The sequence below is a fragment of the Streptomyces sp. NPDC002640 genome (genome assembly GCF_053592575.1).
Genome location: NZ_JBSFVZ010000014.1, coordinates 88,987 through 100,547 on the forward strand (window position 1 = coordinate 88,987; position 11,561 = coordinate 100,547).

Consider the following 11,561-nt stretch of genomic DNA (forward strand, 5'->3'; position numbering starts at 1 on the left):
CTCAGAGCGTGGTCAGGCCGTGCGAGGGGGCGTTGACGAGGACGGCGAAGTTGCCGAGCCCCTGCTGGTTCTCGTAGAGCTTCTGGTGGCCGTCGGCGATCTCGTCGAAGGTGCCGCACCAGGTGATGCACGGGTCGAGGCGGCCCTCGGACATGAGCCGGATGACCGCGCGGTTCTCGCGGGTGTCCGAGCCGTGCGAGCCCTGCAGGCGCTTGCTGCGCATCCACAGGTAGCGCAGGTCGATGTCACCGTTGTAGCCGCTGGTGCCGCCGCAGAGGACGACCATGCCGCCGTTGTCGCAGACGAACATGGAGGTCGGCAGGGTCGCCTCGCCGGGGTGTTCCACGACGACGCGCGGGTTGCGGCGCTCGCCGAGGGCCTCCCAGAAGGCGGCGCCGAAGCGGCGGACCTCGGCGGTCCAGGCCCTGGCGGCGGCCTTGTCGTCGAGGTCGGGCAGGCGCCCCCAGTGGTTGAAGTCGGAGCGGTTGATCACGCCCTTGGCGCCGAGGTCCAGGGCGTACTTGGCGCGTTCCTCGCTGGAGACGACGGCGATCGGGATGCCGCCGAGCAGGTTGGTGACCTGGATGGCGGCCGAGCCGACGCCGCCGGAGCCGCCCCAGATCAGGACGGGGTCCCCGGGCCGCACGTCGTGCGGCGCCCAGTGCGTCAGCTGGCGGTAGGCCGTCGCGCCGGTCACCAGGAAGCTGCCCGCCCGCTCCCAGGACAGGTTGGCGGGCTTGGGGTGGCACTGCTGTTCCTTGACGCGGGTGAACTGGGCGAAGGAGCCGTAGTTCGACTCGTAGCCCCACGCGAGCAGGGACTTCGACGCGAGGGGGTCGAGCCCCATCCGGACGTCCTCGGCGGTCTCGTCCCAGATCGCGCCGGAGGTGACGACCGCGTCGCCGACCTTGAACTGCGTCACGCCCTCGCCGACGGCCCAGACCACGCCGGAGGCGTCGGTGCCGCCGATGTGGAAGTCCTCGGTGGCGCCGTGCAGCTTCTGCCGCATGGCGATCACGTCGATGGGCTGTCCGAGGGAGGCCCACACGTTGTTGTAGTTGATCCCCGCGGCCATCACGTAGACGAGGACCTCGCCACGGCCGGGACGGGGCACCAGCATGACCTCGGTCTGCATCGCCTTGGCGGGCTCGCCGAAGCGGTCCTGCCGGATGACGTTGGCGTACATCAGGTCGGGGACCTCGCCCAGTGGCGGGGGGTCGCCCAGTTCGTAGAGTCGTTGTGACACGTCGCATCGCCCCCTCGCCCGGCTCCGGCGGCCACGCCGGCCCGGTTCGGATTTGTCCTCATGGATGAGTCATGCGGAGCCGGACGCTACTGAACGCGCGGAAGGCCCGGACACCCCTACCGGCCCGGCCGAACCCCAGTCCTGGCGCGCGGGCGGGGGCGCCTGGGCCGCTCGCCCCCTGACTCCGCCGCCCCGCGCCCCAGTCCTGCGGCTTCCCCCTTGTCCGCGCCCCGGCGAGGTGTTGGCATCACGACAGCCATTCCGGACCCGAGAAGTGGACGACCACATGACGACTCACGACACTGCCTCGACCTGGGTACGCTCCTACGCCCCCGCGCCGGCCGCCGCGACCCGGCTGGTGTGCCTGCCGCACGCCGGCGGGTCGGCGAGCTTCTGGCTTCCGGTGGCGAGGGCGCTGTCCCCGCTGGTCGACGTCGTCGCCATCCAGTACCCGGGACGCCAGGACCGCCGTCACGAGCCGTGCATCGACAACCTGCCGGAGCTCGCGCTGCGGGTGCACGAGGTGCTCGGCGAGCTGGACGACCGGCCGACGGCGCTGCTCGGCCACAGCATGGGCGCCACCGTCGCCTTCGAGCTGGCGCGGCTGATGGAGGCCCGCCGGCCGGCGGCGCACCTCTTCGTCTCCGGGCGGCGCGCGCCGTCGGCCCACCGGAGCGAGAACGTGCACCAGCGGGACGACGACGGTCTGCTCGCCGAGGTGCGCGCGCTGGCCGGCACGGACACCCGCCTGCTGCAGGACGACGAGGTCATGCGGATGGCGCTGCCCGCGGTCCGCAACGACTACCGCGCCGCCGAGACGTACGAGTGGACGCCGGGCGAGCCGCTGAGCTGCCCGGTGACGGCGCTGGTGGGCGACGACGACCCGAAGGCGCACATCCCGGAGGTCGAGGCCTGGTCCAAGCACACCACCGGTCCCTTCCGGCTGGAGGTCATGCCCGGCGGGCACTTCTTCCTGGTCGACCAGAGCGCGCGGGTGCTGAACGTGATCCGTACCGCGCTCGCCGAGAGCTGAGCCGGCCGTCCACCGACGCGGAGGGAGCGCGGGCATGAGTGCGCTGTACGACCTGAACGACCCCGCCCTGGCGGCCGACCGGTTCGGCTACTACCGGCGGCTGCGGGAGACCGATCCGGTGCACCGTACGCCGCTGGGCTACTGGGTGCTGACCCGCTACGACGACGTGGCGGCGCTGCTGCGCTCCCCGCACTCCTCGAGCGCCTTCCCCAAGGAGCCGGGCTGGGCGATGACCCGCGGCGGGCCGACCTGTCCGGTGATGCGCAGCGTCGACAAGTGGCTGCTGCTGCAGGACGGGGCGGACCACCGGCGGCTGCGCAAGCTGATCGCGCGGGTGTTCACGCCGCGCTTCATCGACCGGCTGCGGCCGCGCATCACGGAGATCGTGGACGGTCTGCTGGACTCCATGGGCGACGGCGAGGTGGACCTGGTCCGGGACCTGGCGCTGCCGATGCCGGTCGCGGTGGTCGGGGAGCTGCTCGGCATCCCCGCCGAGGACCGCGCGCGCTGCCGTGACTGGACGGACAAGGTGGGTTACGTCCTCGATCCGGACGTCTCGCCGAGCCGGCGGATCGCCATGAACAAGGCGGAGCCGGAGTTCCGCAGGTACCTGCTGGACCTGATGGCGCAGCGGCGCGGCGCGGACCCGGAGCACGACCTGCTGTCGGTGCTGATGCAGGCGGAGGACGGCGAGCAGCTCACCGAGGACGAGATCGTCGCCAACATCCTGCTCATCTTCAACGCCGGTCACGAGACCACGGTGAACCTCATCGGCAACGGCATGCTGGCCCTGCTGCGGCAGCCGGAGGCGCTGGAGGCGCTGCGGGCGGACCCGTCGCTGATGCAGACGGCGGTGGACGAGCTGTCCCGTTTCGACCCGCCGGTGACGCTGGCCACCCGGATCGCCACCGCCGACCTGGAGATCGGCGGGAAGGTGATCCCGAAGGGGGCGCACGTGATGGGTCTGCTGGACGCCGCCGGGCGGGACCCGGAGCGCTATCCCGACCCGGACCGGCTGGACCTGTCCCGCACCGAGCCGAAGACGCTGGCGTTCAGCGCGGGACCGCACTTCTGCCTGGGCGCGGTGCTGGGGCGGCTGGAGGCGGCGACCGTCTTCTCGCACCTGCTGGAGCGGTACGGGAAGATCGAACTGCTCCGTGAGGACCTGCCGGTCAACAAGCACTTCAACCTGCACGGTCTGCTGGAGCTGCCGCTGCGCCTGACGTACTGACCGTGCCGCCCCGCACCGGCCGGCGTCACAGCGTGCGCAGCACCTCGCGCAGCGCGGTGATCACCTTGTCCTGGCGTTCCTCGGTGAGCGAGGCGTACATCGGCAGGGAGAAGATCTCGCCGGCCAGTGCCTCGGTGACCGGCAGTGACCCGGCCGGCTGCCCGAGGTGGGCGAAGCCGGTCATGGTGTGCACCGGCCAGGGGTAGCTGACGTTGAGTTCGACGCCGTGCGGGCGCAGTGCCTCGATGACGGCGTCGCGGCGCGGGTGCCGCACGACGTAGAGGTAGTAGACGTGGTCGTTGCCGTCGGTGACCTGCGGCAGGACGAGGTCGGTGTCGGCGAGGGCCTCGGCGTAGCGTTCGGCGACGCGGCGGCGGGCCTCGACGTAGCCGTCGAGGCGGCGCAGCTTGCGGCGCAGGATCTCGGCGTGCACCTCGTCCAGGCGGGCGTTGTGGCCGGGGGTCGCCTCGACGAAGTAGCGCTTCTCCATGCCGTAGTAGCGGTACCGGCGCAGTGCGGCGTCGGTGGCGGCGTCGTCGGTGACGACGGCGCCGGCGTCGCCGTAGGCGCCGAGGACCTTCGTCGGGTAGAAGGAGAACGCCGCGGCCCGGCCGGTGGTGCCGGCGAGGCGGCCGTTCTGCCGGGCTCCGTGGGACTGGGCGCAGTCCTCCAGGAGCGCCAGGTCGTGGCGGGCGGCGAGCTTCTCCAGCGGGGCGAGGTCGACGCACTGGCCGTAGAGGTGGACGGGCAGCAGGCAGCGGGTGCGCAGGGTGACGGCGGCCTCGGCCTGAGCGGTGTCCATCAGGTAGTCGCTCTCCCGCACGTCCACGAAGACGGGGGTGGCGCCGACCTGGTCGATGGCGATGACGGTGGGCGCGGCGGTGTTGGAGACCGTGACGACCTCGTCGCCCGGTCCCACGCCGAGGGCGCGCAGGGCCAGCACGAGGGCGTTGGTGCCGTTGTCGACGCCGACGCCGTGGGCGAGCCCGTGGTAGGCGGCGAACTCCTTCTCGAATCCGGTGGTGGAGGGGCCGAGGACGAGTTGTCCGGAGCGGAAGACCTGGTCGACGGCGTCGAGGATGTCCTCGCGCTCCGCCTCGTACTCGTCGAGGTAGTCCCATACGCGCAGGGTCATGATGTCTCTCTTCCGTCCCGGCCGGCGAGGCCGTGCAGGCAGGCGAGGATGGACCGGGCCTGGATGTTGAGGTAGTTGCTGTGGCGGAGGAGGGCCGCCGTGTCGTGCAGGGCGGTCCAGCGGTAGTCGGGGCGGTCGGCGAGGGAGAGGCCGGGGTCGGCCTCGAGGATCACGTAGCGGGTGCGGGCGTGCAGGAAGCGCCCGCCCTCCTCGGAGTGGACGGCGCTGAAGAGCACCCGCTCCGGCGGCGCCTGGAGCACCGTGTCGAGGAAGTGGGGGCGGGCGTCGGGGGGCAGGTGGGTGTAGGTCTGCGGGGTGCACTGCACGGTGGGGCCGAGTTCGAGGACGTCGAGGTTGCCGACCTCGGTGCGGGCGTGCAGCAGCACGTGCGGGACTCCGTCGACCTCGCGGACCAGCAGGGCGACCAGGCCGGTGCCGTGCGGGGCGAGCAGCGGCTGGTCCCAGTGGCCGACCTCGCGGCCGGCGGCCTCCACGGAGACGCCGACGACGTCGAAGAACAGCCCGTCGCGGTGGGTGATGCGGCCGTCGCTGAGCTGCCAGCCGGTGACGGAGTTCAGCGGTATCTCGCGGACGTGGCGTTCGCGGCCGGTGCGTTCCTCGGTGACCCAGCGCAGCAGTTCGCCGTAGGACGGGCCGGCCTCGGCGTGGCGGGTGTCGGGGACGGCGGCGGGGAAGCAGGACAGCACGGTGCGGGTGTCCATGTTGACCAGGTCGTCCTCGTCCAGCAGGCGGTGGATCTGGCCGAGGGTCAGCCAGCAGAAGCCGTCGAGGACCTCGACGGGGCCGGTGGCCTCGACGATGAGGTTGCGGTTGCGTTTGCGGTGGAACCACGCGCCCTGTTCGGACTGGAGGACGTCGGCGAGGACCCGGTGCGGGGCGGTGTCGCGGAAGTGCTCGAGGTAGGGGACGGCCTTGCCGCGGTGGACGCCGCTGTAGTTGCTCCGGGTCGCCTGGACGGTCGGGGAGAGCTGGACGCCGTTGACGTTGCCGGGTTCCACCTTGGCCTGCATCAGGCAGTGCAGCACCCCGTCGAACTCCTTGACGAGGATGCCGAGGATGCCGGCTTCGGGCTGGCTGATGATGGGCTGCTGCCAGTGGTCGACGGCGGCGCCGGGCAGGTGCACGTCGAGGCCGCGGATGGTGAAGAACCGGCCGCTGGCGTGTCCGACGTCCCCGGTGCGCGGGTCCACCGACCAGCCCTGGAGGGCGTCCAGCGGGCGCAGGGAGACGGTGTTGCGGAAGCGGTCGCGGCAGTCGGCGAGCCAGGCGTCGAAGGCGGCTGGGCCGGTGGCCACGCCGTCGACGGCCCGCGCGGAGTCGGCGAATCTGGTGGTGGGGAGGTGTTCGATCGTCTGTGTCGTCATGTCGGCCTCGTCAGACGCGGACGGCGAGGAACAGCCCGCGGCCGTTCTGCACCCCGGGCAGGTACTCGGCGCTCAGGCCGGCCTCGGCGAACGCCTTCTCGTACTGCTCGCGGGTGTAGAGGCGCGCCAGGTAGGTCTCGACGAAGTGCCGGATGCCGCCCTCCGGGTCGGCCACGGTGTAGTGGACCTCCATGCGGGACTTGTCGTCCTGGCGGGAGGCGTGGGAGACGCGGGCCATGGTGAGCCCGTCCACGGTGCAGACGTCGCCCGCGACGTGGCCCGGGGTGAAGGTGTCGTCGAACCACCAGGGGTCGACGACGATCACGCCGTCGTCCTCGAGGTGCGCCTCGAACCGGCGGAGCGCGGCGACGAGGTCGGGCTCGGTCATGGCGTGGCCGATGGAGCCGAACATGCAGGTGACGACGGAGAACCGGGTCCCCAGGTCGAAGTCGCGCATGTCGCCCTGGTGGACGACGTCGCCCAGTTTGCGGCGGGCCACCTCGGTCATGGGGGCGGACAGTTCGACGCCGGCGACGGTGTCGAACATCTCGGCGAAGGCGCTCAGGTGGGAGCCCGTGGCGCAGGCGACGTCGAGCAGCGAGGTGGCGGCGGGGGCCTTGCGGCGGGCGTGGCCGGCGACGAACCGCGCCTCGGCGGCGTAGTCCTTGCCCCGGCCCTGGTGGATCAGGTCGTAGATCTCGGCGAACTCTGCTCCGTACACGGCTGTGGTCCTCTCGGGGTGCTCAGGCGGCGCTCTTGTGGCGGGCGGTGAGGTCCTCGAGGACCGGGACGACGTCGTTGGGGGAGGGCGCGGAGAGCAGGTCCTTGCGCAGCGCCTCGGCGCCGGTGCGGTAGGAGGGGTCCTCCAGCAGCCGGACGAGGGCGTCGCGCACGCCGTCGGGCGTGATGTGGCCCGGCGGCAGGGAGATGCCGGCGCCGGACCGCTCGAGGAGGTCGGCGCGTACGAGCGTGTCCCAGAAACCGGGCAGGACCAGCTGCGGTACGCCGTAGTAGGCGGCGGTGGACTGGATGCCGGCGCCGCCGATGTGGATCACGGCGGAACAGGTCGGCAGCAGGCCCTGCATGGGCACGAAGTCGAGGACGGTGGCGTTGTCCGGCGCCATGTCGGCGGACTCGCCCGGGGCGGGCAGCAGGGTGGCGATCAGGTCGATGTCGAGGCCGGCGAAGGCCTGGAGGGCGGAGACGCTGAACATGTCGAAGCCGAAGTAGCCGCGCACGGAGACGCCGGCGGTGACGGCGACGCGGGGCCGGGGCGGCTCGGCGGCGAGCCATTCGGGGAGCTCGGCCTGCCCGTTGTAGGGGATGTAGCGGACGCCGACCACCGGGAGGCCGTTGTCGATGCGGTGGCTGGGCGGGCCGACGTCGATGGTCCACTGCCCGTTGGCGACGGTCTCGTCGTAGGCGGCGCCGTGCCGGGCGAGCGACTCGGTGAGCCAGTCGCGCAGCGGGTCCGTCCGCTGTTCCTCGGGGAGTTCGGCGAGGCGGTCGAGGAAGTCGTTGCGGGTGCGGGTGACGACGTCGGCGCCCCACAGCATGCGGGCGTGGGCGGCGCCGGTGACCTGCGCGGCGACGGCTCCGGCCCAGGTGAACTGCTCCCAGACGACGAGATCGGGCTGCCACCAGCGGGCGTATGCGACGAGCGCGTCGGTGAACTCGTCGTTGTTGACGGTGCGGAAGTACCGGCCGGTCGTCTCGTCGAAGAAGCGGTGGAGTTCGTCGTGGCCGAGGTTCGCCGAGTGGGTGACGGCCTCGGCGACCCGGGCCCCCCACCCTTCGTCCTGGCTGGCCTCCATGACCTGCTTCCAGCGGTGGTCGCTGCCGAGCGGCACCGCGGTCAGTCCGGTCCTGGTGACGGTCTCCGCCATCTCCGGCTGGGTGGCGACCCGGACCTCGTGGCCCGCCGTGCGCAGTGCCCAGGCGAGGGGCACCATGCTGAAAAAGTGCGTCTTCTCCGCATGTGCCGCGAAGAGAATGCGCATTGCCGTCCTCCAGACGGGACCGTTGAGGGAACGGGCCTGTTTCGCTGCCGAGGTTTCTCGTACTCGGCAGGAACATAGGGACCGGCGCGGCGCGCCGAACACCCCTATCGCCCCTACACCTGGCGCGCTGCACCCCAGTACGCGGGCGAGGGCGCGAGGGCCGCGGCGGTGCTCCTCAGGGCGTCGTCGAGGGGCACCCGGGGGCGCCAGCCGGTGACGGCGCGGAAGGGCCGCGGGTCGACGACCACGTCCTCGCTGTCGGCCGGGTCGGCGTGGTCGGGCGGGGGCACGGTCACGACGGGGACGGCGGGGGCGCCGGTGTGTCCGGCGACGGCCTCGGCGATGCCGGTGAAGAGGGCGAGGAGGGTGACGCCGGTGCCGGTGCCGATCTCCCAGTGGGTGCCGGAGAGCCGGTCGGCGTGGTCGTGGGCGGCGAGCAGCGCCTCCACGACGTCGTCGACGTGGACGAGGTCGCGGCGGACCGAGCCGTCGCCCCAGACGGTGAGCGGTTCGCCGGCCAGGGCGCGGCGGGTCATGGCGGCGACCACGCCGCGGTCGGGCGCGGTGGTGGCGGGTCCGTGGCCGAAGACGGTGGGCAGGCAGAGCGACACGCCGCGCAGCACGCCGTCGGCGGCGGCCTCGGCGAGGGCGTTCTCGGCGAGCAGCTTCTGCCGGACGTACGGGCTCTTCACGTCGGCGGGGCGGACCTCGCCCCCGGGGCCGCCACCCGGGTGGGTGATGGTGCTGGGGAAGACGACGACGGGGGGCCGGGGCCCCCGCGGCCGGGCGCGGAGTGCCGCGGCGAGGTCGTGGACCAGGCCGACGTTCAGCCGCTCGGCGGCGGTGTCGCCCTCGGCGACCCGCCAGCCCGCCTCGGTGGCCGCGACCAGGTGGAAGACGGCGTCGGCCCCTTCGACGGCGTCGGCGATCGCTCCGGGGGCGGCGAGGTCCGCCGTGCGCACCTCGACGTCGGCGACCGCCCCGTCGGGGACGGGGGTCTCGCGGCGGGCCACCAGCCGCAGCCGGACGGGCCGGCGGGCGAGGGCGCGGCAGAGGGGTGAGCCGATGAACCCGGACGCGCCGAGCACCACGACCAGGGGACGGCCGTCGCCGCCGGGGCGGGCCGTCACCGGTACATCGCCTTCTCGATCTCCAGGCACCGCTCGTACACCGGCAGCGTCCCGGCCTCGGCGGCCTCGGCCAGGGTGGGGGCGACGGAGTCGCGGTCGGAGAGGATCATCCGGTCGCGGTCGGGCAGCGGCAGGCCCAGCGCGGGGTCGAGCGCGGTCAGGGCCAGCTCGTTCTCGGCGACGTAGCCGCCGGAGAGCATGTACGACATGACCGTGTCGTCCTCGAGGGCGACGAAGGCGTGGCCGACGCCGAGCGGGAAGTACATGGCGCGGTGGTCCGTCTGGTCGAGCAGGACCGCGTCCCAGGCGCCGAAGGTGGGTGATCCGACGCGGATGTCCACCACGATGTCGACGGCGCTGCCGCGCGCGCAGTAGACGTACTTGGCGGTGCCGGGCGGGGTGACGGTGTAGTGGATGCCGCGCACCACGTCGCGGGCGGAGACGCTGTGGTTGGTCTGGGCGACGGGGAAGAGCGGGTGGCCGACGGCGGCGGTGAACGCGGCTTCCTGGTAGGGCGAGAGGAAGGCGCCGCGGCTGTCGGGGAAGACCTTCGGGGTGAAGGCGAAGGCGCCCGCCACCCGCAGGGGGCGGACGGACATGGTGCCGGTGTCGACGATGTCGGCGGTGTCGCTCGCGGTGGCGGCGGGGGCTTCGGGCACGGCGGACCTCACGGTTGGGGGACGGGTGGCGGGGTGCTCAGTGGAAGCGGCGGCCCTCGTCGGAGCGGTAGGCGCGGTAGGCGACGAGCGCGAGGGCGACGGTCCACGCGCCCTGCGCGATCAGCGCGGCGGGGTTCGGGGTGTAGTCGCTCACGGCCGCCCACACCAGTTCCGCCGCGCCGCGGACCGGCGTGTAGGGAGCGATGGTGGCGATGAAGCCGTCCGTGGCGTACGGGTCGGCGAGCAGGCCGCCGAGGACGACCAGGACGAGCGGGACGATGCTGGTCAGCATGGCGACCAGGTAGGGGTTGACGGAGTACCCGATGGCCAGCATGACGAGCGCGAACGGCACCACGGCGAGGAGCAGCGCCCCCAGTCCCAGCAGGAGTTCGACCGGGGAGGCGCTGGCCTCCGTGCCGAGGGCGGCGACCAGGACCAGCGGGATCGCGCCGAGCAGGGTCATCAGCAGGCTCAGCGACATCATGGAGACCATGCGGGGCACCGGCCCGCCGGGCAGGGTGCGGACGTACCCTCCCCAGGGCTTCATGCGGGCGTCGGCGATGCCCATGCCGTACTGGGCGGAGCAGATGATGAGCACCGCGAAGAGGCACATGGAGGCGGTGCCCATGGTGGCGGTGGCGGGGTCGGAGCCCAGCGTGGGGATGACGAAGACGAACATGCCGCCGGCGGGCATGAAGAGCAGTCCGAGGAAGACCGCGGGGATGCGGACGGCCTCCAGGATCTCGAACTTCACGTAGGCGAGGGTGGTGTTCATCGTGCGACCGCCTCCGCGAGGGTGTCGGTGTCGGTGTCGGTGGCAGAAATGTCCGGGGTGCCGGGGGTGCCGGGGGTCTCGCCCCGGTTGCGGCCGAGGAGGGCCAGGAAGGCGTCCTCCAGGGATCCGGCGCTGACGTCGAGTTCGTCGAAGGGCGCGCCGGACGCCACCAGGTCGCGGACCAGCTGGTCGGAGTCCTGGGAGATCAGGTGGACCCGGTCGCCCTCCCGCTCGGCGGCGACGAGCCCGGGCAGGTCGGGCACCTCGGCCATGCGCACGCTGACCCGGCGCAGGCCGCTCACCCGGCGCAGGGAGGCGACGCTGTCGTCGGCGACGCAGCGGCCCTGGTCGATGATGACGACGCGTTCGGCGAGTTCCTCGACCTCGTCGAGGTAGTGGCTGGTCAGCACCACGGTGCCGCCGTCGGCGTGGAAGGCGCGGATGCCGTCCCAGAGGGCGCGGCGGGCCTCGACGTCGAGGCCGGTGGTGGGCTCGTCCAGGAAGACCAGGTCGGGGCGGCCGACGAAGGCCAGCGCGATGGCGAGGCGGCGCTTCTGGCCGCCGGAGAGGCCGCCGACCTGCCGGTCGGCGAACTCGGTGATGCCGAACTGCTCCTGGAGGGCCTTCTTGTCGGCGGTGCGGGTGAAGTGCGCGCCGACGAAGTCCATCACCTCGGTGGCCTTGAGGGTGTCGGGCAGGCCGGTCTCCTGCGGGGTCATGCCCATCCGGCGGCGGGCCTCGACGTCCCGGGGGTCGCGGCCGAACAGCTCGATCCTGCCCTCGGTGGGTTTGCGCAGGCCGGTGAAGAGGTTGATGAGGGTGCTCTTGCCCGCGCCGTTGGGGCCGAGCAGGCCGATCAGCTGCCCGGCGGGTATGTCGAGCGAGATGCCGTTCACGGCCGTGGTGGTGCCGTAGCGCCGGGTGACCCCGATCGCACGGGCCAGGGGTTGGTCGGTCATCGGGGTTC

11 protein-coding genes are annotated in these 11,561 nt (G+C 72.6%); 2 read left to right on the top strand and 9 right to left on the bottom strand.

Translation table 11 applies throughout. The features are described 5' to 3' along the window. Position 1: 1 nt before the first annotated feature. Positions 2 to 1,246 carry a crotonyl-CoA carboxylase/reductase gene (gene ccrA, locus ACWD3O_RS19940; protein ID WP_451416788.1) on the bottom strand — a complete coding sequence of 415 codons (1,245 nt, stop codon included), beginning with the start codon at positions 1,244 to 1,246 and terminating at the stop codon, positions 2 to 4. Between the two features lie 286 nt (positions 1,247 to 1,532). Between ccrA and ACWD3O_RS19945 the strand changes: the two genes are divergently transcribed. Next, positions 1,533 to 2,279: a thioesterase II family protein gene (locus tag ACWD3O_RS19945; RefSeq protein WP_451412150.1), complete on the top strand. Its 747-nt coding sequence runs from the start codon at positions 1,533 to 1,535 to the stop codon at positions 2,277 to 2,279. A 34-nt stretch (positions 2,280 to 2,313) separates the two neighbouring features. Further along, complete coding sequence (locus ACWD3O_RS19950; protein WP_451416789.1) at positions 2,314 to 3,510, top strand: cytochrome P450; 1,197 nt, start codon at positions 2,314 to 2,316, stop codon at positions 3,508 to 3,510. Positions 3,511 to 3,535: 25 nt separating this feature from the next. Here ACWD3O_RS19950 and ACWD3O_RS19955 read toward each other — a convergent pair whose 3' ends face one another. From ACWD3O_RS19955 to ACWD3O_RS19990, 8 genes are all read right to left on the bottom strand, one after another. Next, positions 3,536 to 4,645: a DegT/DnrJ/EryC1/StrS family aminotransferase gene (locus ACWD3O_RS19955; RefSeq protein ID WP_451416790.1), complete on the bottom strand. Its 1,110-nt coding sequence runs from the start codon at positions 4,643 to 4,645 to the stop codon at positions 3,536 to 3,538. Beyond that, positions 4,642 to 6,030 (bottom strand): NDP-hexose 2,3-dehydratase family protein, encoded by a 1,389-nt coding sequence (locus ACWD3O_RS19960; RefSeq protein WP_451416791.1) that lies wholly within the window; start codon positions 6,028 to 6,030, stop codon positions 4,642 to 4,644. Before ACWD3O_RS19960 ends, ACWD3O_RS19955 begins: the two co-directional genes overlap by 4 nt. Positions 6,031 to 6,040: 10 nt before the next feature. Then, the gene (locus ACWD3O_RS19965) at positions 6,041 to 6,751 is read right to left on the bottom strand and encodes a class I SAM-dependent DNA methyltransferase (RefSeq protein ID WP_451416792.1); all 711 of its coding nucleotides are present in this window, start codon (positions 6,749 to 6,751) and stop codon (positions 6,041 to 6,043) included. A 22-nt stretch (positions 6,752 to 6,773) separates the two neighbouring features. After that, positions 6,774 to 8,030, bottom strand: a complete 1,257-nt coding sequence (locus ACWD3O_RS19970; RefSeq protein ID WP_451416793.1) for an activator-dependent family glycosyltransferase — start codon at positions 8,028 to 8,030, stop codon at positions 6,774 to 6,776. A 113-nt stretch (positions 8,031 to 8,143) separates the two neighbouring features. Beyond that, positions 8,144 to 9,160 (bottom strand): NAD-dependent epimerase/dehydratase family protein, encoded by a 1,017-nt coding sequence (locus ACWD3O_RS19975; protein WP_451416794.1) that lies wholly within the window; start codon positions 9,158 to 9,160, stop codon positions 8,144 to 8,146. Next, the gene (locus ACWD3O_RS19980) at positions 9,157 to 9,759 is read right to left on the bottom strand and encodes a dTDP-4-dehydrorhamnose 3,5-epimerase family protein (protein WP_451416802.1); all 603 of its coding nucleotides are present in this window, start codon (positions 9,757 to 9,759) and stop codon (positions 9,157 to 9,159) included. The genes ACWD3O_RS19975 and ACWD3O_RS19980 overlap by 4 nt, the downstream gene beginning before the upstream one ends. A 97-nt stretch (positions 9,760 to 9,856) precedes the next feature. Beyond that, positions 9,857 to 10,594, bottom strand: a complete 738-nt coding sequence (locus tag ACWD3O_RS19985) for an ABC transporter permease (RefSeq protein ID WP_451412157.1) — start codon at positions 10,592 to 10,594, stop codon at positions 9,857 to 9,859. Continuing rightward, positions 10,591 to 11,553 (bottom strand): ABC transporter ATP-binding protein, encoded by a 963-nt coding sequence (locus ACWD3O_RS19990; protein WP_451416795.1) that lies wholly within the window; start codon positions 11,551 to 11,553, stop codon positions 10,591 to 10,593. The genes ACWD3O_RS19985 and ACWD3O_RS19990 overlap by 4 nt, the downstream gene beginning before the upstream one ends. Positions 11,554 to 11,561 lie beyond the last annotated feature (8 nt).